Below are 24,807 nucleotides of genomic sequence, written 5' to 3'. Positions count from 1 at the left end.
GCCGGATCTCGTCTCGCCATAGTAGTCATTCTGGTTCATCTCCTTATGCGGGTTAGGTTCCCACACACAAACCATTAGACACTCTCCCAAGTAATGCACGACGTCGGCCAAAACGCTCTGCAAGTGCTGACCAGAAATAGGGAGAGGGGATTGCTGCGACGCCAGCTACGGCCCATGTGATGGCAGCTGCTGATGAGCCGAAAACAGGGTCGGCCAGCACAACGAGATATGTGCCAATAATAATGTATCCGAAACCTTGAAAAAAGTATCCCGCATTCAGTAATCGAAAAGCTTGATGAAGTTCTGGGGTGGATCGTTCCGTAGAACTGGCCAGTACCTTGCGATCCTTAGTCTTCTCTTCAGAGCCAATGGGCCAAGTCCAGGCGATGATGCTAAATAACGCACTGATTAGGGTAGCGATACCCCACAAGTGTGTCCATGCCAAGGTTTGACCTAGTGACCACACCGTTAGTCCAGAAACGGTAATGCCTAAGCCAACACCACCATAAACAAAGCCAACTAGAGAGGAGGACTGTACATTCTGGGTAACAAACTGGGTGATGCATACAAAAATGAATGCAGACGCTATGCCGGCTAAGAACCGTAGTAAAACATGCATTCCTGGACTATCTGTCAACGCCATTGCAGCAAGCAGTAGAGTTGAAAATATTAAGGAACTGCGATAAAGGGTTCTCGTTTTAGATAGCCAGTTTTTAGAAAGGGTCAAAGACCCGAGCAGATAGCCGAGATAATTTGATACTGCAATCCAGGACGAGATGGAACTTGACCAGTTTAAAGCTGCCATCATGAGGGGAAGCAGTGGCGTATAGAAGAACCTGCCGATCCCCATTGCCACTGCAAGTCCAAGTGTGCCTTGAATGCTTGAAGACGTTGCTCTCATCTATCTGAATCCGGTTACTTATGAAGTTACTTGTTGCTCTTCCGTAGCGATGCGTTGGGCAATTTTAGCTCCCTCCACTGCTGTAGGCATTCCTGAATAAACACCAGAATGAAGGATCGCTTCGATAATCTCTTCGAAGCTACACCCATTTCTTCTAGCTCCGCGAATATGCGTTTCTAGCTCTTGATGCCGGTCAAGGGCTGCCAGAATAGCTACTGTGATTAGACTGCGAGATTGCAAAGACAATTGTTCGCGCGGCCAAAGAAAACCCCAGGGAGTATTTTCCAAAAGTTCCAGAACGGGCCGTGCGGGTTCCCAACCGTTGAGCGTATTGTTGACGTAGTTGTCGCCTAGAACCTGTCGACGGATTTGATCGGCGTTATTGTTTCTTTCGCTCATGAAGGTCCTCCTGAATGCTTGAAGCGATTGCGTCTGCATCGTGAATAATTACAGAGTTTACAAACGGACGTATAGTGGCAGCGGTTCCCCACTGTAGGCCCTCGAGGGGAATCCCGTATGCATAGAGAGAAACGCTTTGTTCGCTATCAGACTGCACCCTGAAACTGTGTGGATCCACATCAATTGCCCCGGATACACAGGGGGTATTTTTAAAATAGTGCGGCCTGATAAGGCCAAGTGATGCAGCTGAAACGATGAGCGGATCTGCTGTATTTTGAATAGATGATGTTGGTAATCTTGCTTCCACTAGAGCCGTTGCTTCTCCTTTCTCTTGCGGCATCGATGGATTGAAATAGTCAACTTTTCCGTTTGACTCATCTAGGGAGATGATTGGATCAGCAGGGAGCACAGTTAAGATACCCGCTTTGATTAGAGCTTGCATTTGTTCCAGTCTTTGGATCGGGGGGCCGATAGAAAGGAAAGCGTTAGTAGGGCTATACCTAGCTAGGAGTTCTTCCTTGAAGGACTCTCCCGTTATACGCCCGTATTGAACGCATTCGCGAACCTCGTTTTGAAGTGTCCCAGGTTTTGTTCCGTTTGAGTAGATGGGAAAATCTGGAATATGCCAAGAAAATTTGACCAGGATGCGAAGGATCGTGTGGTCCGTCTTGTAGAGGACCGCATCTTGGCGGAAAATATGTCGATGCAAGCCGCGTGCCAGGCAGTAGCCCCAAAGCTGGGGGTGTCATGGCACACAGCCCGTCAATGGACCCAACAGGCCCGCCGTGCGGGAAACATCCCAGAACCCGTGCCTGAAGATCTGGCCGCCGAAAACGCGAGGCTTCGCCGTGAAAATCAAGAGCTACGCGACACCAATGAACTTTTAAAGGCTGCCTCAGCTTTTTTCGCGTCGGAACTCGACCCAAAACGTCGGAAATGATCCGGTTCATCGATGAATACCGGAATCGTTTCTCTGTCGAGTTCATCTGTAAGACGTTGAAGAAAAACCGCGCTGGTGGGTTCATCACCTCGCGTGGGTATCGTCAGTCCAAGGCCCGTGGGGTAAGTGCTCGCGGCCTTCGTGATGCTGTGCTGGTTGAACGCATTAGTGCTATCCATCGGGATAATTACGGCATCTACGGTGTGCGGAAAATGTGGCATGCTCTTCATCGTGACGGAATCGATATCGGTCGTGAACAAACCGCGCGGCTGATGCGTCTAGCCGGTGTATCAGGCAAAGGCAAAGGCCGCTCGCCTATGACCACTCGCACACCTCAAAGGCCGGATTTGCGCCCGGACTTGGTGGAGCGAGAATTCAAAGCCGAAGGCCCGAACAAGCTGTGGGTGGCTGATATTACCTACGTGCGCACGAAGAAAGGCTTTGTGTATGCCGCGTTTGTCACCGATGTTTACTCCCGACGGATCGTTGGGTGGGCGTTATCAGATTCCATGCGCACCGAAGCGTTGCCGCTGCAAGCTCTCAACCAGGCGATCGCGTCTGCTGAGGAAACAACAGGTCTCATTCATCATTCGGATCACGGCTCGCAGTATGTCAGCGTTGTCTACAACGAGCGTCTTGCCCAGCACGGGATTGCCGCTTCCACCGGAACTGTTGGCGACTCCTATGACAATGCTCTGGCGGAAAACGTTAATGGTTCCTACAAAAACGAGCTGATCCATACTCGCAGGTGGGATGAGGTTGTCGAGGTGGAAATCGCGACGTTTGAGTGGGTGTCATGGTGGAACGAGACGAGGCTTCACCAAAGCTTGGGCTACCGCACGCCAGCTGAAGTGGAAACCGAATTTTGGGACCAGCACCCGCCGCAAGCAATAATAGAAATCAAGGCAAACGCCTAGGAACAAAACCCGGGGCACTTCATTTCTAATGTCTCTAAGTACGTCTAGTGCAGCTTTGAGTGGCCCGGATTTATTTCCCTTTTCTGCCTCGGCGATGTCATTTTCAATCTTCGAAGCGACCGTGTCCTGGTAGTCGCGGAGCTTCTCTCCAGGGGAGTTGGTCCATTTTGCCTGAAAAGCTCACCCCAATCCAAGGTCTCTGTATATCCTTGGTTGTGTCGCCATTCAACTAGACTGTGGCCTCCTTGCTTTGCAAGGCTAACAAGAGATTCTTCATCGTAATCGGCGTTGTTTGCTTCGAGGAGCGAAATTGTGAAAGCTAGTTCAACTTCCTGAGCGATTCGGGGCCAGACGTCTACAGAGAATGTAGCGTTCGAAAGAGTAGCAGCGTAATCTTCGGTTAGGATTCGTGGAACCCATCGTTCGTCAGGACGTTTTTGGTTTTTTCCACGGGCATGGTGGGGTGCTCCCTTTCGAGAACATGCGATGATATGTGGTTCTTTCCCGGAAGGTATGTAGTGCTTTCCGTGTGCATTTTCTCTAAATTGCCCACCTCTTTGAGGTTACCCTCGTTTAGTGGACACCCGATTAGTGCGGATCTTGTGTCCGTAAGAGAGGATGTTCATTGTGAGTCAACAACGCCAGAAATACACGCCGGAGTACCGGCGTGAAGCCGCAAACCTAGTAATCGAGTCAGAACGCCCGATTGCTCATGTAGCGAAAGAAATTGGTGTCGCACCTGGCCTTTTAGGTCGGTGGGTGAAAAATGAGCGTCAACGCCGAGGATCCTCTGATGGGCTAAGCGAGGCTGATCTTCGTGCTGAGAACGCTCGTCTGCGTCGTGAGCTGGCAGAAGCCAAGATGGATAACGAGTTTTTGTCAAAAGCGACAGCCTTCTTCGCCGCAAAGCAACGCGATCAGAAAAGTTCGAATTAATGCAGCAGGAGAAGGCGAATTTCAGTATCAAGCGCATGGCACGCCTTTTGAAGGTATCTCGGTCTGGATACTACAAATGGGCCCATATGCAGCAGCAACGCTTATCCGGTAAGGATGATCGTGCAGCATTTTACGATGATGTTGATCGCAAGATTCATCAGATCTGGAAAGACTCCAACGAGGTCTACGGTGCCCCGCGAATCACCGCAGAACTAGGTGAGCGCTACCAGATTGTTCTTAACCGCAAGACTGTGGCTAAGCGGATGCGCCTGATGGGAATTGAAGGAATTTCACCGCGTGCCTTCGTCCCAGCGACAACGATTCAATCTAAACGTAAGTCGAGTCTTCCTGACCTGGTAAAGCGCATGTTTGATACCGGCGAGCTCAATCGAGTATGGATGTCAGACATTACCTACCTGCGAACCGGCGAGGGTTGGTTGTACTTATGCGCAGTTCGCGATGGTCATTCCCGCAGGGTACTGGGCTGGGCTATGGATAGCGTGCAAGATACATTCCTGGTCGAACGAGCACTGCGGATGGCACATACACTGCGTGGTGACGTTCCTGACGGGCTGGTGTTTCACGCCGACCGGGGAACACAATTTACCAGCGAGCAGCTCTGGGAGGTGTGCCGCAACCTAGGTGTTGCTCAGTCTGTGGGGCGTACTGGGGTGTGTTTCGATAATGCGATGGCTGAGTCGTTCTGGTCGACGCTTAAGACCGAGTTCTACGACCGGAAGCGCTGGCCAACCCGCGATGCTGCGCGTCAGGCCGTTGCCTACTGGATTGAAGCCGTCTACAACCGTCGGCGCCGGCACTCCGCACTCGGGATGGTCAGCCCCGTCGATTTCGAGAACCACACCAGCCTAACCACCAGCAGAAAAGAAATAGCTGCCTAACCACTAGGTAGCTCCACTACGTGTCCACGATTTGCGGGCAACCCCATCTTCCTTCCGTTAGGAGGATCATATAGTCGAAGAAGGTGAGGCCCATGCCTCGGAGGATGATTGATTCTCTTGTGGGGAGCTTTGCAGCTTTTTGGATAGATGCGTCCCCACTGGGAAGATAAGTTACTGTCGATTCCTTAGCTTTTTTAGAAAGGCTCTCTTCCTTTCCGGAGAGATTCTGCGAAGTGTGGCCTAGAGACAGCACTACAGATTTAGCTTCTACACACCCTCCGAGACTGTCGTGTATGAGAAGTGAATCCTCCCTCTTTTCAAAGGATACTGCTCGCCTAGCGACCAGTTCGATTGGGGAATATTCCCTTGAGTCCTTAAGTAGTTGATTCACTGACCATTGAAGATAAGCACCATAGAGAGCGCGAGAACTATAAGTATCCTCGGTGGCGGAGCTTGCTTCTGCTAGCAGTACGGGGTCGGAAGATAAGAATTCTCGAGCATCGTTTGATTTAAGCCAGTCATAAAATGTTGGTCCAGTGGCATGTTGGCCGGAAAGTCCCGCAGATTCGTCGGGAAAAGCTGACAATTGTGCTGTAACAGTATTCATGAGCAGCAATTGACACTGGTAGGGGCTCCAAACTTTACCCGATCCAAAGCCGTTATCGTCATACCAGACAATATGGATTGGCTTGTTTAAGTTTTTGTCCTTGATGCGTGAACTGAGTCTTTCAATGACGGCCATTCCTCGTGGTCCACCACCGATTACAGCTACGTCTGTATGTGAAAAACTTACTTTGGACGATTCTTACGCTTGTGAGTATGGTAAGAGTTCGTCAATGATTTGTTTGGCGGTTGCTTCTCGGCAATTAGCGAATCCTTCGCCTGCCCAAAGGTTAAGATATTCGGGATCCTTTGCGTTATTGGCCTCAGCTCTCATTCCCGCAGTTAAGTAGTGGATTTCGGGGTAGATATAGGGCGCCTGTGGTGTGAATGTTTTGGTGAATGTATTGGAAATTGCTCGAGCCGGTTTCCCGGAGAAGGCATGGGTAATAACAGTGTTTCGGTTAGTTAGCTCCAGAAGTGCATGCCGGTGTGTGTCTTTTGTGCCTGCTTCCTGTGCAGTGAGAAAACGAGTCCCTACGATTACTGCGGTTGCGCCGGATCTGAGTAGGTCTAGTGTATCTTCTGCTGTACCTACGCCCCCGCCGGCAAATACAGGTTTTTCTGTCTTCGCTACTGCATGGTGCAGGAGAGTTTTTGCATCGTAGGAAGATCCCTCTATGTTATTGTCTAGGACTGTTGCCCGGTGACCGCCAGCAGCCTTTCCTTGAAGAGACAGAATATCGCAGTCGAGCTGGATGATGTGATCGATTTCTCGTGGAGTTGTGGCATTGAGAACTACTTTCTTGCCTGCTCGACGAATCGTTTTTAGCGTATTTGCGTCAGGGTATCCGAAAGTTAAGGAAATGAACTTAGCGTTGGACTTCAGCGCAATATCGAGCTTTCGATCGTAATGATCATCTGACCACTTAGGGCGTGAAGGAAAATCGGAGTAGCTTACGCACTTTTTAGTCAGTGCCTGATGATACTTAGAGTATTCGGCGTGCTGGTCAGAATTGGGATGGGAAGGGTAAAATAGATTGATCCCGAACGGCTGAGTGGTTAAAGACTCAACAGTGCTTACTTGTTCTTCAAGCTTTTCTGGAGTGAGGTAACCGCCGGCGAGAAAGCCTAACCCGCCCGCATTGGTTACTGCTGCGCATAGCTCAGGAGTTGACGGCCCTCCTGCCATAGGCGCAAGAACGATAGGTTTTTCGAACAGAGTCACTGGAGATCCTTTCCAAGTGAATGTGGTGTGATGTGCATGGGATAAAAGCGAGCAGTGGTGGTGCTTTGAGCGCTTCTAGCGGTTTGCTATCTTGCTTGGATAGGGGGTTGGCTTTTGGATGTAAAGTTTTCACGTTGGCCTGACGGCGGAATGGTGTTAGTTCCCTGTGAGAGGGTTTCGACATCCGCTGTAATCAAGGCGCTGTTACTATCTTTACCATAGATCCATGTTCTTAGCAGAGAGTGAGAGAAATGGGCTCTCTGCTGTGTCTCGTTTGGGCCTGGTGCACGTTTAGGCGGCAGATGCTTTAGGCAATGTATATTGCCTCATTGGCCCTCATGTACTGAAGTGCCCCGGGTTTTGTTCCTAGGCGTTTGCCTTGATTTCTATTATTGCTTGCGGCGGGTGCTGGTCCCAAAATTCGGTTTCCACTTCAGCTGGCGTGCGGTAGCCCAAGCTTTGGTGAAGCCTCGTCTCGTTCCACCATGACACCCACTCAAACGTCGCGATTTCCACCTCGACAACCTCATCCCACCTGCGAGTATGGATCAGCTCGTTTTTGTAGGAACCATTAACGTTTTCCGCCAGAGCATTGTCATAGGAGTCGCCAACAGTTCCGGTGGAAGCGGCAATCCCGTGCTGGGCAAGACGCTCGTTGTAGACAACGCTGACATACTGCGAGCCGTGATCCGAATGATGAATGAGACCTGTTGTTTCCTCAGCAGACGCGATCGCCTGGTTGAGAGCTTGCAGCGGCAACGCTTCGGTGCGCATGGAATCTGATAACGCCCACCCAACGATCCGTCGGGAGTAAACATCGGTGACAAACGCGGCATACACAAAGCCTTTCTTCGTGCGCACGTAGGTAATATCAGCCACCCACAGCTTGTTCGGGCCTTCGGCTTTGAATTCTCGCTCCACCAAGTCCGGGCGCAAATCCGGCCTTTGAGGTGTGCGAGTGGTCATAGGCGAGCGGCCTTTGCCTTTGCCTGATACACCGGCTAGACGCATCAGCCGCGCGGTTTGTTCACGACCGATATCGATTCCGTCACGATGAAGAGCATGCCACATTTTCCGCACACCGTAGATGCCGTAATTATCCCGATGGATAGCACTAATGCGTTCAACCAGCACAGCATCACGAAGGCCGCGAGCACTTACCCCACGGGCCTTGGACTGACGATACCCACGCGAGGTGATGAACCCACCAGCGCGGTTTTTCTTCAACGTCTTACAGATGAACTCGACAGAGAAACGATTCCGGTATTCATCGATGAACCGGATCATTTCCGACGTTTTGGGTCGAGTTCCGACGCGAAAAAAGCTGAGGCAGCCTTTAAAAGTTCATTGGTGTCGCGTAGCTCTTGATTTTCACGGCGAAGCCTCGCGTTTTCGGCGGCCAGATCTTCAGGCACGGGTTCTGGGATGTTTCCCGCACGGCGGGCCTGTTGGGTCCATTGACGGGCTGTGTGCCATGACACCCCCAGCTTTGGGGCTACTGCCTGGCACGCGGCTTGCATCGACATATTTTCCGCCAAGATGCGGTCCTCTACAAGACGGACCACACGATCCTTCGCATCCTGGTCAAATTTTCTTGGCATATTCCAGATTTTCCCATCTACTCAAACGGAACAAAACCTGGGACACTTCATACTGCTATGAGTTTTAAGTTAGCTATAGCTCGTCGGGTCGGTTATGTAGGTCTAAGTGGGCTTGAATTGCTTGTACTTGAATTTTGAGTTGCTTCCTTTGTTCGAGAGGATTATCAGCTAAAAGAAGTAGTTCTTCAGCGAATCCGCGTGCTTGGCTGGGGGGTAAGTACCGTTTCGACAGGGGTGCCTTCATCCGAAGTGAAATACATGTAGACAAGACGTGTTCCGTCGGGAAGCTCCCCAATTCCCGTGAGTACACCTTCTAAGTCTTCTAGGACATTTGTTACTTCAAATCCTGGGGGGTAAATGGTCGACGTTACCCAGGAGGGGAGTAACTAGGGAACGCAGAGTACCCGCGATTTCTGATATCTCTATCTTTTTGTTGGCTATCTTTAAAACGAGGCGTTCAGCGGCGTCTGCATCAACTTCTCCAAGCAAGGGGCCTACTGCCAAGTTCAGTCTGAGGAATAACCAGCAAGCAGCCCAGCCGGTCCGCTTATTGCCGTCAAGGAGACTTTGGGTAGTATAGAAGGAATGCAGTAATGCTGCGGCCTTATCCCAAGCGGTCGGGTGCGGCCTTATCCCAATAAGTGCATCGCTTCCGTTACTTTCAGTGTCCGATAGGCAAACGTCTTGCTGATGATGAACGAAGCTACCAATCTCAGTCAGGCTGGGAGGGGTGATTTCCAGCTTTCAAGCTGAGCGATGACGGTGGGAGCGTTGCGCACGAGAGTGGTTTTCCACGACAGGTTACCCTCTTTTTGAAGCCTTCCAATCAGGGTGATGGGATGAACCCCTAGGTGGTCGGCTTGTTCTTTAATCCAGGATGAGTGCACACGATCAGGAACCGCCGGTAAAGGGCTAGAGATCACGAGTTCGCTGGCCAGCTGGTCTGCCTGGGCTTCATTATTGGCACTGTCATCTGATAGGTCATCTAGGATGACCTCGCCATTGTCGACAAGGTGACCCAATAATATATGGGCTGTCTCATGCAGGATGGTAAATAGTATCTTATCGAGCCGTTTCCCTCGTCCCGATATGCCAATTACGGGGTGCCCGTCGACCATCATGGCGCAGCCGTCGAGTTTTCCTCCCGGAAAAGCCTCCACATAAACAAGTTTCACCCCTACCTCGGCGAACAGAGTCTGGAACTCAGCAAACGCCTGCGGGTCACATGCTCTACTCGACAGCGTCCGGGCGAGGTCTTCTAGTGCCTTCCGGGAGTAGGGGGCAGTCTCGAGAACTCTGGCAGTTGCTCTAACGCAAGCTGCCCACGCTTCCTGCAGGACGGTGACATTTTCCTCGCAGTTACTACGGCGGGCGGCGAAGCTTATTCCCAAGGGATCTTCAAAGGATTTCTTGCCAAATAAGTTCAGCACCTCGCATGCCTGACTTTGTACGTCGGTGGCGGTGATGTATCCCCGCTTGACGAGCAGAGGGACGGGGGCTAACTCTCGTAACTGTGCGCGGGTCTTCACGATGTTGAGGTTGTTCTGCGTCTGGTCGTCCTGGGACTGCTTCCATAGCAGGTAGGAGTCCTGGAGGTTAAGCCAGAATTCCGCGGAGGTGCCCAGGGCGGCACCGATCTGGGCTGCGGATTCGCGCGTGATCTCCTTTTTTCCGGAAATAATCTCCGAGACAAACTGTGCCGGACGTCCGAGCACCTCGGCAAAGTCGGCCTGGGTCCATCCGCGTGTGTCTAGCTCGTCAGCGAGGATCTCTCCGGCCGGGAATAGCTCCGCCGCAATTGGAGTATTCATGAGTTCACCTTCTCTCAGTGGTAATCCACCATTTCAATAACGATGACCACGCGGCCGTCGCTGTTGGTTGCGAATTTGAGGATGAGCCGAAACTGCTTGTTCAGGCGGATCGAAGAGGTCCCGGCTCGGTCACCTTTCAGTTGTTCCAGATGTAACGACCGCATGGCCCGCAGGTCGCGTTCATCCACGGCTCCCTTCAGGATCTGGATCTTCTTGCGATACGCCTTGATGATGTCCGAACCCCATCGTTTGGGGATGTAGGAGGCATCCTCGGCCACTCGTTGAAGTTCGTCGTCCTCGAAGAGGATGCGCACCAAGTCCACCTCGTCCAGTTCACTAGTGCCGCGCCCAAATGACGTGACCCTTTCTTCTCTACTTATCTAAGGCTCATCACCCTTCGCGTGAAGTACGCTATCTTAAATGTGCCGGTTCCGCAAGGTGGAACCAGGTATAAAGAGGGGCGCCTCGCTGCAACGAGGTGCCCCACCGGCAAGTCCTGAGAGCTGTCAGAACCCATGCACCTTCTGGTAGTAGCGGAGTATTTCCCCCTCGGACTGATTGACTCGAGAGGAGAAAATGGCTCGTAACTCCAAGCAGACCAGCAGGTCTGCGGCGAAGGCAGCCAGTAAGGTACTGCGCAGCAAAAACTATAGTGCCGCTGCGAAGAAGGCCGCCGGCAGCACACTGTCTCAAGCGCCGAAGCGTCGCGAAAAGTAGCTGCACCAGTGTTGTGTCTCGAGAGAGATACTCCGAGGCGCAACACTCTGCCATTCACTAGAAGCGTGTCTATACTTGTGAATATAGGGTACGGGCAACCGAACCCGGACGCGGTGATCGTCAACCGGGTCTTCGAGATGGCTTAACAACGCCCACACGCAGCGGCCATCAGGGAATGAGAAACTGAGTCTTCGCTGCTCTCCGCCCAACTTTGCAACAGCACCTATTAAGTTAACTTTACGGATTTTGAGGGTAAGGTTTTATGATCCAGTCCAATAAACTAGGTGTAGGGGCGGTTATCGTAGCCCTAGCTGTCCTATGGCAAGGAATCGGCACTGCGATAGTCGGAGCCCAAGTAGACCCAGAGCTATCTACTTTTACTACGTTTTCAGCGTTTCTTATCGCGGCGATTATCTCCACAGTGGTCTATTTAGCGTTTTATCGTAGAAAATACCAAGCTACGGAAACACCGCATCCCCCCATGAAAATGACAACTGCAGCAAGCCTCAATCTGTTTACTGCGGGCGCTTTCTGCTTATTCTATGTTTCCACTACTTTGATGCAGCCCACTGCAGCAAGTGTCATCGAAACAGGAGTCGGCCCTTTTATTGTCGCAGTAATAATGACTTGGTCGGCCAGAAGGCTCAGCAGTTCATTGGTGTCAACAACTGCAGTAGTGGTTCTGGCTCTATGTTTTTTCCTCCTAGGAACGGGAAGCAGTTCACCCCAGTCTTATCTGGGTTTCGCTCTAGCTGTAGGCGCAGGAATTTCTGCGGTAGGAGTGCTTTACTCCTCGCGCTGGGCTACTGAACAAGGGAACAGCGTTCTCACGATTGCAGCAGTGAGGTTTCACTTAGCTTGGATTATTAGCGGTCTCGTGGCTTTCTTTTCCGTGGAAGCGGAGATGCTTCGAGGCTCTACCCTGTCAATCGTCCTACTATCGGTGATGTGCATTACTTTTCCTATCCTGCTCTTGCAGTGGGGAATTACCTTAGCGCCGCCTTTCATCTCGGCACTGATCATCGCGGCCCTTCCGGCCGTGGTGATGGCTACCGAGGTGGCATTGGGCTCTCAAGTCGAACCAATTCAGTTAACTTTGTTGATGCTCATTGTGGCAATAACCATAAGCCAAGCAATGTGGGGAACACGGAAAAATGAAAATATTAGTAGTTGATGATTCTTCAAGTGGCGCCGATCTGGTGGCAACCCTGCGCCAAAAAAGGGACGTAGAGGTTGCTACTGCTAACCCGCCGTATGCCATCTCAGCTAACGAAGACGGGAGCATTTCCGATCCATGGGCCCTGGCCCTACTCCGGGAATGTAGCCAAGAAAAATTTGACCTTGTTGTGCCGGGAAGCGAATCAGGAGTATCCATAGCTGAGTGGGTTTCAGCTGAGTTAGGACTACCGCATAACGGTAGAGAGAAGATCTGGCACCGTCGCCATAAGCAAGGAATGATTGAAGTTGCTCACCAATATGGACTGCGTGCCCCAAGGTCTGTTACCCTATCCCCCGCTTCTGCACAAGACAGCCTTTATCTAGACCCGTCCCTGGTCAAGGATTGTGTTGTCAAGCCTGTGGGAAGCGGGGGCAGTGACCATGTCTATTTCTGCAAAACAGAGCCCGAGACTCTTCAAGCGATTACTACCATTCAAAATTCTACGACTTTGCTAGGAGAAAAATCACCCTCCGTGGTTCTTCAGGAGTACGTAGACGGACCTCAATATTTTGTGAACACGGTGACAGCCGAAGGGCGTCATGTTGTGACCGAAGTTTTCCGATACGGACTTACGGAGGAATCTGGAGCTCCCCACATATATTCAGCTATCACAGTAGGACCGGAGGACAACCACTATTCCGGTGCCGTGGAATATGCCTTATCGCTCCTTGACGCTCTGGAAGTAAACTTCGGAGCCTCCCACGTGGAACTGAGGTGGTCTAAGGGGCAGTGGGTACTTATTGAATACAACGGTCGCTGTATGGGCCCCGAAGTACCCGACGAGGTCTATTTCCCGACTCGCGGTTTCAGCCAGATCAGCGTTCTCGCCACGATGCTAGTGGATGGTTTACAAGCTGCCGAACAGGAAGTACTCGCCGGAAATCTTGACGGGTGTGTCGCCTGGCTCATGCCTACCCCGCAGTCAAACGGTGTGCTTCAACAGTGCCACTGGGATCTTGTCCAAACTCGCCCGACCGTTCAGAGAATCTCGCGGCGACCAAAGATCGGCACTTATATCGATAACTCGAATCGGGTAACAACTGGTGCGTTTGGCATGGTTTTCTTGGCTCTTCTGACCGTGCTGCTGTTGAGACCGATCTTCAATCTCTTGAGTCTTTCGACGCCCATGGTGATCTGTTTACTGTTGTCCCCGGAAAGGATGCGTGATGACGACCCGAATTGCTGTTATCGGCGCAGGGGTCGCTGCTGCAGCGGTCGCACGACGGGTATCTTCTACTTTCCCGCATATTGAACTCACTATTTTTGACGCGACACCTCCTCAGAAGCACCTTGCTTTTGGCCATGTTGATAAACGCTTGCTATGTAACACAAGTACTTCAGTAATGTCGCTGGATGTCGAGGAACCACATGATTTTGCGGAGTTCCTGGGATACAATAGGCGAGAGTCCAGTTCTGTATTCTCTTCAAGAAAAAAGTACGGATCTTACCTGCAACAGGCTCTACCCTCTGAGAGCGGCAGCTGCGATGACCGTCTTCAGTACGTACTCGATTCGGTCATTTGTGTAGAAGATTCTGCACCCCCTGTCCTCATTCATACTGCGCGTCACGGGCTCTTTAAAGCCGATTTCGTCATCATCACAGGTGGCCGAAAAACAGCACGGGTCCCTTCATCTTGCCAGTCATACCGTGATACGGTCCCAGTTTTCCCCAGCCCCTATGACCCCAGTTTTTCACACTGGCTAGAAAACCATCCCACTTCCCGCATCGGTATTTTAGGGACTGGCCTCTCTGCCGTGGACGCTGCACGATTAGCGTTATTTGAGGGGGTGGAGGCAGTTATACTTAGCCCCAGCGGCCAGCTTCCCGGGGTACGTACTTCGCTTCAGTTAAGCGCCCCAAAGGAAATACCAGCAGAGGAGTTCCGTGCACACTCCCGCAGCGTAGAGGATTTTAGACAATACGCCATTCAGCACGCCACCTCCCTCGGCTGGTATCCGGGACGTCTTAGGGAGCCCCTCCCCAGGAATGGCACTGATCGTTTTCTGCTGGACTATGAATTAGCTGAAAATGGTTATTCTGTATGGGAAAAAATGATCGGTCGCATGGTGGACCTAGCCAATCAGACCTGGTCACCTCTAAAAGTCTCCCTAAGGCAGACTCTCCTCAATGGGATATCAGATTGGATACATCGTTACGTGACCGCCATGCCTGTGCAAGGCGCGAAAAACCTACGAGAAGGTTTTCAAGCAGGGAGCCTTGTCCTAGCTCGCGGCCAGGGATCAGGGGAACAAGCTCGAAACGCTGTGGACCTAAAAGATGCTTCGGGTAATTCTCACCGAGTCGAAGCGGTAGTTTGCGCCTGTGGCTATGAGGACCCCGGATGGATCAAACACAACAAAGGAATTTTCCCTGGTCAAATAAAGCCAAACGCTTCTCGCTGGGTCGGTGCCCCTTTAAATAATGGTTGGGGCACTGCGCAGGCCGGTAACAGAGTTCTATTTGCGGGGGAAGCAGCAGCACCGACCACCGCCATTCCAAGCTACGCCCGCACTTCAATCATGCAAGCCAATTTTGCCCTTGATTGGATTAACTCCCACGCATAGGTTGATGCCCCGGGGAGATCGGTCACATCCTCGGGGTGAAAACTGCCTATTAGCAGGCTCCGTGCCTTTCCCCGAAAGACAAAGGTGCTGTTGCAAAGTTGGGGCAGTAGGAAGGGCGACGTGAAATAGTCACAGCCATGGGTATCTTCTCCGGTTGTCATTTTTCCCGTGGCATCATTCTGTGGGCAGTGGGTGGTACTGCCGCTACGGGGTGAGCTACCGCGATCTGGAGGAAATGATGACCGAGCCGGGCGTGCCGGTCGATCACACCACGATCTACCGCTGGGTCCAGAAATACGCCCCTGAGCTGGAAAAGCAAACACGGTGGTACCGGCAGGTACCTGACTGGCAGGCCAGTTCCTGGCGGGCGGATGGGACCTATATCCGGATCGGCGGCAGGTGGTGCTGCCTCTATCGGGCGATCACCGCCGGTGGCCAGACCTTGGAGTTTTACCTCTCTTCGAAGCAGAACGTGGCTGCAGCGAAGCGTTTCCTGGCCAAGGCCCTCAGATCCAATGCATCAGCCGGGTATCTCAGAGTGACCAACGCCGATAAATCACCCTCCCTAGCCAGGGCAATCGCCGAGTTGAAGTCAGAGGGAATCTGCCCGCCAACAGTGGAACACCGGCAGGTGAAATACCTCAACAACATCCTGGAAGGCGACCATGGTCGGCTGAAGCGGATCCTCGGGCCGAAAGGCGCGTTTAAGAACCGGACATCTGCATATCGGACGTTGAAAGGGATGGAGGCGATGCACTCATTGCGGAAAGGGCAAGGCGCGATGTTTGCCAACAGGCAACCGAACCCGGACGCGGTGATCGTCAACCAGGTCTTCGAGACGGCCTAACAACGCCCACACGCAGCGGCCATCAGGGAATGAGAAACTGAGTCTTCACTGCTCTCCACCCAACTTTACACCAGTCCGACGATTTGTATACCTATAGCACCTTCAATGCCCGATACACGGTAGGTTTGGGACGGAATCTATGTGGGCACAATCAGGAACTATAAAAGATCATATTACTTGCATCCAAGCCTATACTTTCAGAGAATCTCCTTGGCTTGGCGGCAACAGGTGCTAGGTGTGTGTTAGTAAAATTGGCGCGGGTTAATGTCGCGATCGGGGGACATCGATTTATACATCCTTAATGCGGGTCGATTTACTTCGATTGCGGGACTGGCCTATGGCCAACAATATAAACGTGTTTAAAAATACGTTTACTAGAGACAACAAATCGATGGAATCATGTCCTAGACCTAAAAATCCTGATAGGCCTAGGACAAACGCTAGGCAGGTATTTAAAGAGGCTGCAATAAAACCCATTTAGCGGTAGTTTTTCTGTACCTGTATAGCGCGCACCAAATAATTAGGGTGATTCCAATTAAAACTAGAACTCGGCTATTTTCCATGTCTACTTACGGTGAAATGCGCAACTGTATTTCTTGATTCTAGATTCTAGCATCGAGTTGCATACGGGAATACGATGTTTGGGGAGTACTTTCCTCCGAGGGCTCGGATGGTAAGGCATCGACCTGTATTAGTGGCGTGACCTGCTACTGCGGAAACGCCTGCGCACGCACCTTTGGCTAGCCAAGAGCCTAGGCCAACTCCTGCTAATTTACCGGCGCAGTAAGCAGTTCCTATGACGATCCCGCTCGTCTCGTCCTTGGAAAAGACTAGCTCTTGTCCGATTTTCTTTCCCCAGCCATGAACGTCTCGGATATAGGGATCTGAAATAACCGGCTTGCCGGCAGGGCTCGACGAGATGTGCTGGATTATCTTATCTCCATCAACTGAAAAATGAGTATTTACCTGGTTTCCATCTACGTCTTTGGCCCAGGCAGGTTCAATGTATGCGCTAGGTTCCTCACCTTCTGCTGGACGTACTAGAATGTGTCCGCTTGGAAGCTTTTCAAGAAAGGAATCTGAGAACTCAAAAGAAAGTTCCAAAGGGGCGTCTCCATCACTAGTGCTAACTAGCTGGTTGCCATCTTCGCGCTCTATTAACTTTGTCTTTGTTCCTGCGTTCTTCGATGGCGCCGGAGTGGTTATGCTGTCCTGCTGTGGAAGCAAGGATCCTTCGTTTATTTTTAAGCTTCCACAGCAGGGCAGCATCACTTCCAAACCGGCTTAAGTGACAAAATGCCATCGCTAAAGTCCCGATTTGAGTCCCAGGACGTGCTCCTTAAGAGAAATAACTAAAGCCCCTACCAGCGTTTCTACTGGTAGGGGCTTGGAAGTTGGTAGCGGGGGCAGGATTCGAACCTACGACCTCTGGGTTATGAGCCCAGCGAGCTACCGAGCTGCTCCACCCCGCGTCGAGATGACTTCCATCATCTGCGCTTGAACAGTGCGTTAATACTTAATGTATTCGCTCTGTCCCGGCGACTTCTGTAACTATACAGACAGGAAGGCACCTACCCAAATCCCCTGGGTAGGTGCCTTATTTCCTGAGTTTCGAGTGCGAGAAGTTGGAGGTTTTAGCCCTCGGACTTCTGGTAGGACTCAACTGCCTTGTCCAACTCATCTAGGGCGCGGCCGTACTCTTCGAAGGAACCGTCGCGGGCATCTTCCAGGCCCTTCAGGGCCTTGTTGATGTCATCGATAGCGCCTGCTTCATCGGAGGAACGAGGGGCCGAAGCCGGAGTGGATTCCTCAGAAGACTCCCTCTTCTCGTCCTTCTTATCGGTAGAGGCTTCGGATTTATCGGCATCATCGTCGCCGGAATCGCCCTCAATCTCTTCGATGTCTTGCGCGGACTTTGCGTCGATTCCCACCTGCTCAAGGGCATCACCGATAGTCGGTGCATACCCCACGCGGCCCTTGTAGGACACGAGCACGCGCAGGAGCTTCGGGAAGGCGGAGGCCTGATCCTTGCGCTGCGAATAAATCGGCTCGAGGTAGAGGATCTCGCCGCCACCGACCGGCAAGGCAAGCAAGTTACCGTTGTGCAGGTCGTTGGTGCCCTCCCACAGGGTGCGGTCTCGGGCAACCTGGTCAGAAGACATCATGGCGTCCTGCGCCTGCTTCGGACCCTGGGTCTGCGTATTGGTTGGCAGCACGCGAACGGTGATATCGCCGTAGGTATCCGGATCGGAAGATACCGCCATGTGCGCGGACAGGAACTCACGGTTCAAACCACGGTACGAGGTGGTCAGCTGGAAGCTCGGATCGCCGGTTTCCGGATCAGCAGCCATCACGTAGTACGGCGGCTGGTTCAGATCACGGGATTCCTCCGCGGTCGGGTCGTTCGGCACGGACCAGAAGGCGTCGTTATTGAAGAAGACGTTCGGGTCATCGACGTGGTAGCGCGCTAGCAGGTCGCGCTGCACCTTGAACATGTCCTCTGGGTAACGGAAGTGATCGCGTAGCTCATCGGAGATTTCAGATTCCGACTTGACCACATCCGGGAAGACGCCTTCCCATGCCTTGAGCACGGGGTCTTCCTTATCGAACTCGTAAAGATCCACGCTGCCGTCATAGGCATCCACGGTCGCCTTCACGGAGTTGCGGATATAGCCCACCTGGTCATTGACCAAGCGCTGGGTGGTGCCATCGGGGTTGAGGGCGTCCTGGGTGGCATCGGAAAGCGAAGCACGCTGCGAATACGGCAGGGAGTCCAGGGTGGTGTAGCCATCAACGATCCACTTCAGGTGGCCATCAATAACGGCCGGGTAGGTAGCGGAATCAGTGGTCAACCATGGGGCAACCTTTTCCACACGCTCGCGAGGATCGCGGTCATAGAGCAGCTTGGATTCGCTGCCCACGCGATCCGAAAGCAGGAAGTTCAGCTCGCGGTACTTGGCGGCGTACATGGTGCGGTCAAAGATATTGCCAATCTCAACGCCACCGTCACCGTCATAGGTGTAGTTGGTGCTATCGGTGTCGTATTCCACCGGATTCTCACCAGTGGTACCGGTAATGGCGTAGTCCAGGTTATCGGCGGCGCTTGCGATGACCGGGCCGTAGTAAATACGGGGCTGGTCTACCTTAATGCCCAAGGACTTCTCTGCGTCTTGAGTCTCGCCCTCACCCTCGGACTCGCCGGCTTGGGTCTGCAGGTCAGAAACGGTGAAGATGGGGTAACCACCGCGGGCGGAACCAGCATCGCGGGCGACCTCATCCACGGTATTGGCCTGCGCAGCTACGAAGCCATTGCCGTGAGTATAAACGGTGTGGCGGTTAATCCAGTCGGACTGGTTTTCGCGCAGCTCGTTCGGATCCAGCTCGCGGGCCGCAACGACAAAGTCGCGCAACTTGCCATCGATTTCGTAGCGGTCCATGGACAGCGTTTCTGGGAAACCGTAGAAGTTCTTCAGCTGCTGCATCTGGGTGAACGTCGGTGACAGAATCTCTGGATCCAGCAGGCGCAGGTTATTGATGGTGGCGTTATCGGAGGCAACCTTGTCATCCGATACGTCATCGCCGCCCCAGTTTTCCTTGTAGGTCACGTGGTCATCGGTAAGCCCATAGGCAAATCGCGTGGACTCAATATTGCGGGCAATGGACTCGTTTTCCTTGGCCTGGCGGTTTGGCTGTACCGAGAAGCGCTCCATCAGCAGCGGCCATGCCTGGCCGATAATCAGGGAGGACGCGAGCATCAACACAACGGCGAGGCCAGGGATGCGCAGGTCTTTAATGACGATGGCCATAAACAACGCAATGGCGACGAAAACGCCGATGATCATCAAAATGATCTTGGCAGGCAGGTAGGCGTGGATATCCGTGTAGGAACCACCGGTAAATAGGTCGTGCTCGGAATACAGCAGCCCGTAGCGCTCCAGCCAGTAGCCGGCGACTTGGGCCACCATCCACAGACCAGCCGTAATGGCTAGCTGCAGGCGTGCCGCGCGAGAGATGGAGCCGCGCACCCCAGCGGCTTTATTGCCAATGCGGATTCCTCCCAAGATGTAGTGGCCGAACAGGGCAATGAGGAAAGCGAGCACGAGCAGGATGGACAGGGTGCTGACCACCATCTGCAATACGGGCAGGCTAAAGGCATAAAAGCCCAAGTCGTGGTGGAATTGGGGGTCCTGCACGCCAAAGTCCTGGCCGTTGAGGAATAGCATCACATCGCGCCAGTGGGACTGGCCGATGAATCCGGCGATGATACCCACGATGGCCGGGATGACCTTGAACAGCACACCCATGGACTTCTCAATGGACTGGCGGTACTGATAGACCGGCGAATTCAAATCCCCCATATCCAGGGAGTCGGGGCGGCCGCGCCAAGCAAAGAACCCGGCTGCCCACACTACCGCGGCAGCGACGAGCCCGAAGATGATAAAGAGGACTATGCGCGCAATAATTGCGGTAGTGAAAACGCTGCGGTAATCAATGGAGCCAAACCACCTCCAATCCGTGTACATGCCCACGAGCATGGGGCCGAAGAACAAGAGGACGGCAATGATGGCCGCAATAATTGCCGCGACCTTGGGAGGCCGCTTCAATGGGGCGGCTGGTGTGGATGACCCTAGGGACAACGCCAGCTCCAATCAAATAGTGCGAATATTAAACATGTAGACTTTTCCCAGTTTAAGGAATCAATACACAGATAACGAATAAGGATGCCTATGAGTTCCCCCGAATTATCACAGCCAGCATTAAACCGCGCTATGACGGAGGCCGTGGATTTCGTCCATGCTGAAGGTTGGGACGCCCGCCCCACCATCTTTGCCCTGGTTCCCACCCACCTGGTGGCGGATCAGCTAGCGGCGATGGATGAGGACACCGCGTCCCCGCTAACTCTTATCGTCCAAGACAATGTCCCCGAAAACATCGAGCCGGGGTCCGAAGAATTGGCTGATTACGTCTCCCGCTTGGCCTGGCCGCGCGAGGTCGCGGGCGCCATCTTGGCCCAGGAGATCAAGTTCCGGGATACTTCTAGCGAGGACCCCTCCCCTCGCCCGGCGCGCCTGTATTCGGGTGCCCTGCGCGAGGAAGGAATTGAAACTACCTTGCTGCAGCTGCGGCCCACTGAAGAAGAGCTTGAGGCAGCGGGTCCCTTTGCTGAGGACGATATTCAGCTCCGCGGCGGCCCGCAGGTGGCCCCTGGTGTTATCGCCGCGCTGCGCTATGGCCTTAACCAGGACCCGGATGAACTAGACTAGGTAGCAATTAAGCCCGCAACCAAGGAGTTCTATACAGTGCGACGCCTTCCTTCTTCCCGCCGATCGTCTGCCCGTACCGCTACCGCGGCGGTGCTGCTGGGCCTGAGCGTGACTGCGGCAAGTTGTTCCTCCGATGCTGATGCGCCTGACGATGCCCCCGTGGAGACCACCTCTGCGTCCGCCACAACCTCTGAAAACGATGAGGAGTCCACAGCATCTAACACCGAGTCCTCCACGGAATCAGAATCGGCAGATAAGGATGCGGACGAGGCTTCCGAAGAAAACACCACCAGCGAGCCGAGTACTAGCGGCGAGTTGGATAAGTCAGTGGCCAAAGTCTATGACGTGTATAAGTCGCTCGCGCCCAAGGACCTATTTGCCCAGTTTGAGCGTTGCGATTCCACCGGCGGGGATTCTTCCTACAATTGCTCCGGCCCTAAGGTGGGGCAGTTCCAATTCTTCAAGTCCCACTCCAAGGCCTCCCAAACCACCCAAGTCCTTACGGAGCTGCGCAGCTCCCATGCCATCGAGGATGATGGCGATCGCGTCGTCGGCTGGTCCACGTTGGGCACCACTGCGGTTATCACCGTGGTAGATAATAAGCAAGGCTTGGTCATGCAGCAGATGATCTCTTCTGACCAGGTAGATCCGGAAGAAATGATTAAGGAATTGGGCTTAGTCCAGGACTAGGCCGCGGCCTCATGAGCGTTTATTAGCTGCATTCTTTTACGTCTTTGCCCGCCGCAAAGTCTTTCATAGCCGCCACGGCATCGTCGAGGTCTTCTACCTGCGCAATGGTCATATCACCGTGGTCGCTGCCGGCCGCGGCCGCGCAGTTGTCCTTGGGTGCCAAGAAAAGCTCGGCGCCTGCCTCGTGCGCAGCGGCGATTTTATGCTCGATGCCACCAATTGGCCCGACCTCGCTATCGGCCTGAATGGTGCCGGTGCCGGCCACAAAGGTGCCACCGGTTAGGTCTTCATCGCTGAGCTTGTCGATGACCGCCAGGGTAAACATCATTCCCGCTGACGGCCCGCCGATATCCTGCAGGTTGTAGTTCACCGAAATATCGTCCTTGGGCTGAGATAGCATGGCGATTCCCAGCAACGCCTTGCCCTTATCGTGCGGGTTTTCGCCCAATTCAATTTCTTCGCTGAGCTCTTTATCCCCGCGCGTGACGCTGACTTTCACCTTATCGCCGGGGCTTTTGTCCTTGATGATGTCTTGAACCTCGCTCGGCTCGGTGACTTCGGTGCCATCGACGGCGGTGATGACATCGTCTTTTTTAAGGTGCTCCGAAGCGGCGCCGTCCTCGATGACCTCCGCCACGGTGATTTTGACCGGCAGCTGCAAATAGTCCATCGCCGCGATGGTGGCCGCAGACTCCGATTGGGTAAAGGCCTGCTTATTGGATTCTTGGACCTCTTCATCGGTCATGTTTTGCGGAATGACGGTATCGATGGGCACCAGGGTGTCATCGGTAAGCGCCCAGCGCCCCAGTGCCTGAGCCAAGGTCATATTGGTGCGCACGGACACGGTGGTCATATTGAGGTGCCCACTGGGCTCATAGGTCTTCGGCGCCTGCACATCAACGACTTGGGTGCCATCAACCTCGCCCAGCGTATCCACGGTGGGGCCAGGGCCTTCGGCGGCATAGGGAACGGTCAGCGAGACATCGGTGCCCGGGATATGGTCAAGCGATACCAACGCACCGGTAAGCACAACGGGGATAGCCCCCCAGGCGATGGTGCGGACGCGACGGCTAGCAGGAGAATTCACGAAGCAATAGCCTACAACCTTTGGCGTACTGTTCGCTGTCAGCGTTGCTGTGATCATGGAAACTTTCCGCACGGTGCCGGTAGATTGGAGCACATGAGCAACGGATTCGGTTTTTCTTTCCCAAATAACGATGACGACGATAATGACGGCCGTCGTGACCAGAACCCGTTCGGCGCATTCGGCGGCGGTAATGGTGGCGGCCTCGGAGACATGCTGAACCAGTTCGGTCAGATGCTCTCCGGCATGGGTTCGTCCATGAACTCGCCCCAGAACTCCGGGCCGGTCAATTACGACATGGCCAAGCGCATCGCCCTGCAGCAGATCCCCAAGTCAAAAAATATCAGCGCAGAAGATTCCAAGGCAGTAGAGGAATCGGTGCGCCTAGCGGAGCTGTGGCTTGACGATGCCTCCATTCTCCCCACCGCTTCCGGCGCCACGCAGGCGTGGAATTCCAAGCAGTGGCTGGAAGAAACCATGCCCGCCTGGAAGCGCATGGTCACCCCGGTAGCCCAGCACATGAACGATGCCCAGCTGGAGTCCATGCCGGAAGAGGCCCGTGAAATGATGGGTCCAATGACCAAGATGATGGGCCAAATGTCCAGCATGAATTTCGGCATGCAGCTAGGCCACGCCTTGGGCGATCTGGCCAGCCAGGCACTAACCGGCTCCGACTTTGGCCTGCCCATCGCCCCGGCCAATACGGTGGCGCTTTTGCCGCATACCATTCAGAAGGTCGCGCGCGAGCTCAACGTTCCTGGCCAGGAGGTTTTGGTCTACATCGCCGCGCGCGAGGCCGCCCGCCAGCGCCTGTTTAAGCACGTGCCGTGGCTGGTAGAGCGCATCGTCTCCTCCGTGGAGGAATACGCCATCGGCTTGGTCATTGATACCTCCCACATTGAAGAGCTCGCCCGCGAGCTGAACCTGGAATCCGGCGACCCGCAGGCCATCCAGGAAGCCATGAGCAAGTTGCAGGGAATGGATCTCTCCCCGCGCATTACCTCCAAGAACACCGCCGCCGCCTCCAGGCTGGAAACCCTGCTGGCCTTGGTTGAGGGCTGGGCCGAGCACGTCGTAAGCGAGGCCTTGGGCGAGCGCATCCCCTCTACCTCCAAGCTCACTGAGGCCTGGGCGCACCGCCGCAGCACCGGTGGATCTGCCGAGCAGGCCTTCAGCAAGGTCGTCGGCATCGAGCTCAACGCCCCCAAGGTGACCGAGGCCGCCGAGCTATGGCGCCGCGCCACCGTAGCCGTGGGTGTAGAGAAGCGCGATAAGGCTTGGGACCACCCAGACTTCCTGCCCACCGCAGAGCACCTCGATAACCCGGCCGCCTTCATCGATTCCCTCTTGGATGACGAGCCGGATGAGGGCTTCGAGGAAGAATTTGCAAAGCTCGAGGAGATGCTCAAAAACGGCGAGGACTCCGAAAAGAATTCCGAAGAGCACAAAGATTCTGCAGAGGACCAGGATTCCAAGGGCAGCGACGACGGTGACGACAGCGACGAGAGCACCGATAAGGACAACGGCGGCGAGGATAAATAGCTCGCTCTAACCGCCCCAGCGCTGGTAGGCCTCAAGGTAGCCCTTGGCCCGCTCGGCGTGGGGCGCCCTATCGGCCCACTGCCAGAATTCGCGCCCATGGCGCGGGATGAAGGTATGGGTGAGCTCATGGATGATGACCGAATCCAATACATAATCCGGCACCTGCTGTAGGCGGTTGCTCAGCCGGATATCCGCGGTGGAGGTAGTACAACTACCCCACCGCGTATTTTGATTACTCACCCACCGGATGGACCCAATCCACGCGCGGCCTTCCAGGTACTGCGCGTTGAGCTGTTTGGCGCGCTGAAGAAGCGCCGCATCGGTCTTCGCCGCACCACCGGTTTTCTTCTCCAAGCGCGCGAGCATATCCTGTACCGCCTCGTTTTCCTCGCGGGCGGACATCCAGGCCGGAATGCGCACTTCCAATACCCCGGCCACCATGCGCGCCTGCACCGACTTTCGCCGCCGCGCAGAGCGGATAACCTTGACCTCAGGGTGGGTACGTCCTGGTGGTTGCGTGCTCGACATGACAGGCCATTGTACCTGTGGTGCAATGGACGCACATGCGGCACATGTGCCGTATTCGGGGTGATAAAAGGGGATTCGAGGGGGAGAACCAGTGACTGGCTCACAAGGCACGGCTCAACG

General features: G+C 53.8%; 22 protein-coding genes, 1 tRNA gene and 1 pseudogene. 10 read left to right on the top strand and 14 right to left on the bottom strand.

Annotated elements, in window-relative coordinates; translation table 11 throughout:
• Nucleotides 1–52: 52 nt before the first annotated feature.
• Genes HMPREF1257_RS12105 through HMPREF1257_RS12330 form a run of 3 tightly spaced genes read right to left on the bottom strand, consistent with a single transcriptional unit; the run spans nucleotide 53 to nucleotide 1,742 of the window.
• Nucleotides 53–901, bottom strand: a complete 849-nt coding sequence (locus tag HMPREF1257_RS12105) for a YbfB/YjiJ family MFS transporter (protein ID WP_023025724.1) — start codon at nucleotides 899–901, stop codon at nucleotides 53–55.
• 18 nt (nucleotides 902–919) lie between these two features.
• Nucleotides 920–1,300, bottom strand: a complete 381-nt coding sequence (locus HMPREF1257_RS12100; protein WP_023025722.1) for a carboxymuconolactone decarboxylase family protein — start codon at nucleotides 1,298–1,300, stop codon at nucleotides 920–922.
• Complete coding sequence (locus HMPREF1257_RS12330; RefSeq protein WP_198010521.1) at nucleotides 1,281–1,742, bottom strand: hypothetical protein; 462 nt, start codon at nucleotides 1,740–1,742, stop codon at nucleotides 1,281–1,283. The genes HMPREF1257_RS12100 and HMPREF1257_RS12330 overlap by 20 nt, the downstream gene beginning before the upstream one ends.
• A 180-nt stretch (nucleotides 1,743–1,922) precedes the next feature.
• Here HMPREF1257_RS12330 and HMPREF1257_RS11360 point away from each other — a divergent pair.
• Both HMPREF1257_RS11360 and HMPREF1257_RS11350 read left to right on the top strand, forming a co-directional pair.
• A protein-coding gene (locus tag HMPREF1257_RS11360; RefSeq protein ID WP_176453645.1) for an IS3 family transposase occupies nucleotides 1,923–3,157 on the top strand; the annotation gives its coding sequence in 2 pieces (ribosomal slippage) (nucleotides 1,923–2,211 and nucleotides 2,211–3,157; 1,236 coding nt in all).
• A gap of 618 nt (nucleotides 3,158–3,775) precedes the next feature.
• A protein-coding gene (locus HMPREF1257_RS11350) for an IS3 family transposase (RefSeq protein ID WP_156904624.1) occupies nucleotides 3,776–4,992 on the top strand; the annotation gives its coding sequence in 2 pieces (ribosomal slippage) (nucleotides 3,776–4,037 and nucleotides 4,037–4,992; 1,218 coding nt in all).
• Nucleotides 4,993–5,008: 16 nt separating this feature from the next.
• Here the strand turns inward: HMPREF1257_RS11350 and HMPREF1257_RS11345 are convergent.
• From HMPREF1257_RS11345 to HMPREF1257_RS11320, 6 genes are all read right to left on the bottom strand, one after another.
• The gene (locus tag HMPREF1257_RS11345; protein ID WP_255342561.1) at nucleotides 5,009–5,755 is read right to left on the bottom strand and encodes an FAD/NAD(P)-binding protein; all 747 of its coding nucleotides are present in this window, start codon (nucleotides 5,753–5,755) and stop codon (nucleotides 5,009–5,011) included.
• Nucleotides 5,756–5,797: 42 nt separating this feature from the next.
• A complete protein-coding gene (locus HMPREF1257_RS11340) occupies nucleotides 5,798–6,820 on the bottom strand; it encodes a nitronate monooxygenase family protein (RefSeq protein WP_023025717.1) in 1,023 nt (340 codons plus the stop codon).
• Between the two features lie 366 nt (nucleotides 6,821–7,186).
• A protein-coding gene (locus HMPREF1257_RS12325; RefSeq protein ID WP_176453645.1) for an IS3 family transposase occupies nucleotides 7,187–8,421 on the bottom strand; the annotation gives its coding sequence in 2 pieces (ribosomal slippage) (nucleotides 7,187–8,133 and nucleotides 8,133–8,421; 1,236 coding nt in all).
• Between the two features lie 339 nt (nucleotides 8,422–8,760).
• Nucleotides 8,761–9,054 (bottom strand): type II toxin-antitoxin system death-on-curing family toxin, encoded by a 294-nt coding sequence (locus HMPREF1257_RS12585; protein WP_255342562.1) that lies wholly within the window; start codon nucleotides 9,052–9,054, stop codon nucleotides 8,761–8,763.
• A gap of 83 nt (nucleotides 9,055–9,137) precedes the next feature.
• On the bottom strand, nucleotides 9,138–10,232 hold the full coding sequence (locus HMPREF1257_RS11325) for a HigA family addiction module antitoxin (RefSeq protein ID WP_023025715.1): 1,095 nt from the start codon (nucleotides 10,230–10,232) through the stop codon (nucleotides 9,138–9,140).
• A gap of 14 nt (nucleotides 10,233–10,246) precedes the next feature.
• Complete coding sequence (locus tag HMPREF1257_RS11320) at nucleotides 10,247–10,546, bottom strand: type II toxin-antitoxin system RelE/ParE family toxin (RefSeq protein WP_023025236.1); 300 nt, start codon at nucleotides 10,544–10,546, stop codon at nucleotides 10,247–10,249.
• A gap of 262 nt (nucleotides 10,547–10,808) precedes the next feature.
• Between HMPREF1257_RS11320 and HMPREF1257_RS12440 the strand changes: the two genes are divergently transcribed.
• The 5 genes and pseudogenes from HMPREF1257_RS12440 (at nucleotide 10,809) to HMPREF1257_RS11305 (ending at nucleotide 15,579) form a co-directional block, all read left to right on the top strand.
• On the top strand, nucleotides 10,809–10,949 hold the full coding sequence (locus HMPREF1257_RS12440; RefSeq protein WP_023025712.1) for a hypothetical protein: 141 nt from the start codon (nucleotides 10,809–10,811) through the stop codon (nucleotides 10,947–10,949).
• A gap of 262 nt (nucleotides 10,950–11,211) precedes the next feature.
• Complete coding sequence (locus HMPREF1257_RS12580; RefSeq protein WP_023025130.1) at nucleotides 11,212–12,123, top strand: hypothetical protein; 912 nt, start codon at nucleotides 11,212–11,214, stop codon at nucleotides 12,121–12,123.
• Nucleotides 12,104–13,420: an ATP-grasp domain-containing protein gene (locus tag HMPREF1257_RS12090; protein WP_023025709.1), complete on the top strand. Its 1,317-nt coding sequence runs from the start codon at nucleotides 12,104–12,106 to the stop codon at nucleotides 13,418–13,420. Before HMPREF1257_RS12580 ends, HMPREF1257_RS12090 begins: the two co-directional genes overlap by 20 nt.
• Nucleotides 13,335–14,732 (top strand): FAD/NAD(P)-binding protein, encoded by a 1,398-nt coding sequence (locus tag HMPREF1257_RS12085; protein WP_084529624.1) that lies wholly within the window; start codon nucleotides 13,335–13,337, stop codon nucleotides 14,730–14,732. The genes HMPREF1257_RS12090 and HMPREF1257_RS12085 overlap by 86 nt, the downstream gene beginning before the upstream one ends.
• A gap of 137 nt (nucleotides 14,733–14,869) precedes the next feature.
• Nucleotides 14,870–15,579 (top strand): annotated as a pseudogene (locus HMPREF1257_RS11305) (IS6 family transposase).
• Between the two features lie 609 nt (nucleotides 15,580–16,188).
• On the opposite strand, the gene HMPREF1257_RS12315 reads toward HMPREF1257_RS11305, so the two are convergent.
• The 3 genes from HMPREF1257_RS12315 to HMPREF1257_RS11295 form a co-directional block, all read right to left on the bottom strand.
• The gene (locus HMPREF1257_RS12315) at nucleotides 16,189–16,806 is read right to left on the bottom strand and encodes a hypothetical protein (RefSeq protein WP_156904658.1); all 618 of its coding nucleotides are present in this window, start codon (nucleotides 16,804–16,806) and stop codon (nucleotides 16,189–16,191) included.
• Between the two features lie 168 nt (nucleotides 16,807–16,974).
• Nucleotides 16,975–17,051 (bottom strand) — tRNA-Met (locus HMPREF1257_RS11300).
• Between the two features lie 162 nt (nucleotides 17,052–17,213).
• On the bottom strand, nucleotides 17,214–20,183 hold the full coding sequence (locus HMPREF1257_RS11295; RefSeq protein ID WP_034659653.1) for a UPF0182 family protein: 2,970 nt from the start codon (nucleotides 20,181–20,183) through the stop codon (nucleotides 17,214–17,216).
• 123 nt (nucleotides 20,184–20,306) lie between these two features.
• Between HMPREF1257_RS11295 and HMPREF1257_RS11290 the strand changes: the two genes are divergently transcribed.
• Both HMPREF1257_RS11290 and HMPREF1257_RS11285 read left to right on the top strand, forming a co-directional pair.
• Nucleotides 20,307–20,843, top strand: a complete 537-nt coding sequence (locus HMPREF1257_RS11290) for a PPA1309 family protein (RefSeq protein WP_005281826.1) — start codon at nucleotides 20,307–20,309, stop codon at nucleotides 20,841–20,843.
• 36 nt (nucleotides 20,844–20,879) lie between these two features.
• On the top strand, nucleotides 20,880–21,533 hold the full coding sequence (locus tag HMPREF1257_RS11285) for a hypothetical protein (RefSeq protein WP_023025695.1): 654 nt from the start codon (nucleotides 20,880–20,882) through the stop codon (nucleotides 21,531–21,533).
• A 22-nt stretch (nucleotides 21,534–21,555) separates the two neighbouring features.
• Here the strand turns inward: HMPREF1257_RS11285 and HMPREF1257_RS11280 are convergent, their stop codons facing one another.
• Entirely contained in the window at nucleotides 21,556–22,620 is a 1,065-nt protein-coding gene (locus HMPREF1257_RS11280) for a PDZ domain-containing protein (protein WP_034659654.1), read from the bottom strand.
• A 93-nt stretch (nucleotides 22,621–22,713) separates the two neighbouring features.
• On the opposite strand from HMPREF1257_RS11280, the gene HMPREF1257_RS11275 reads away from it, so the two are divergent.
• Entirely contained in the window at nucleotides 22,714–24,159 is a 1,446-nt protein-coding gene (locus HMPREF1257_RS11275; protein WP_023025690.1) for a zinc-dependent metalloprotease, read from the top strand.
• Nucleotides 24,160–24,165: 6 nt separating this feature from the next.
• On the opposite strand, the gene HMPREF1257_RS11270 is transcribed toward HMPREF1257_RS11275, so the two are convergent.
• Nucleotides 24,166–24,687: a M48 family metallopeptidase gene (locus tag HMPREF1257_RS11270; protein WP_023025688.1), complete on the bottom strand. Its 522-nt coding sequence runs from the start codon at nucleotides 24,685–24,687 to the stop codon at nucleotides 24,166–24,168.
• Nucleotides 24,688–24,807: the final 120 nt, after the last annotated feature.

The organism is Corynebacterium sp. KPL1814, from assembly GCF_000478175.1.
GTDB lineage: Bacteria > Actinomycetota > Actinomycetes > Mycobacteriales > Mycobacteriaceae > Corynebacterium.
The sequence above is the reverse complement of the archived record's forward strand: the minus strand, read 5'-3'. Positions and strand labels throughout refer to the sequence as shown.

Bases quoted from the DNA above. Each gene is read 5' to 3' on its own strand.
- HMPREF1257_RS12100 (WP_023025722.1), bottom strand. From the start codon at position 1,300: ATGAGCGAAAGAAACAATAACGCCGATCAAATCCGTCGACAGGTTCTA.
- HMPREF1257_RS12085 (WP_084529624.1), top strand. From the start codon at position 13,335: ATGACGACCCGAATTGCTGTTATCGGCGCAGGGGTCGCTGCTGCAGCG.
- HMPREF1257_RS11290 (WP_005281826.1), top strand. From the start codon at position 20,307: ATGAGTTCCCCCGAATTATCACAGCCAGCATTAAACCGCGCTATGACG.
- HMPREF1257_RS12105 (WP_023025724.1), bottom strand. From the start codon at position 901: ATGAGAGCAACGTCTTCAAGCATTCAAGGCACACTTGGACTTGCAGTG.
- HMPREF1257_RS12580 (WP_023025130.1), top strand. From the start codon at position 11,212: ATGATCCAGTCCAATAAACTAGGTGTAGGGGCGGTTATCGTAGCCCTA.
- HMPREF1257_RS12090 (WP_023025709.1), top strand. From the start codon at position 12,104: ATGAAAATATTAGTAGTTGATGATTCTTCAAGTGGCGCCGATCTGGTG.
- HMPREF1257_RS12440 (WP_023025712.1), top strand. From the start codon at position 10,809: ATGGCTCGTAACTCCAAGCAGACCAGCAGGTCTGCGGCGAAGGCAGCC.
- HMPREF1257_RS11275 (WP_023025690.1), top strand. From the start codon at position 22,714: ATGAGCAACGGATTCGGTTTTTCTTTCCCAAATAACGATGACGACGAT.
- HMPREF1257_RS12330 (WP_198010521.1), bottom strand. From the start codon at position 1,742: ATGCAAGCTCTAATCAAAGCGGGTATCTTAACTGTGCTCCCTGCTGAT.
- HMPREF1257_RS11270 (WP_023025688.1), bottom strand. From the start codon at position 24,687: ATGTCGAGCACGCAACCACCAGGACGTACCCACCCTGAGGTCAAGGTT.
- HMPREF1257_RS11325 (WP_023025715.1), bottom strand. From the start codon at position 10,232: ATGAATACTCCAATTGCGGCGGAGCTATTCCCGGCCGGAGAGATCCTC.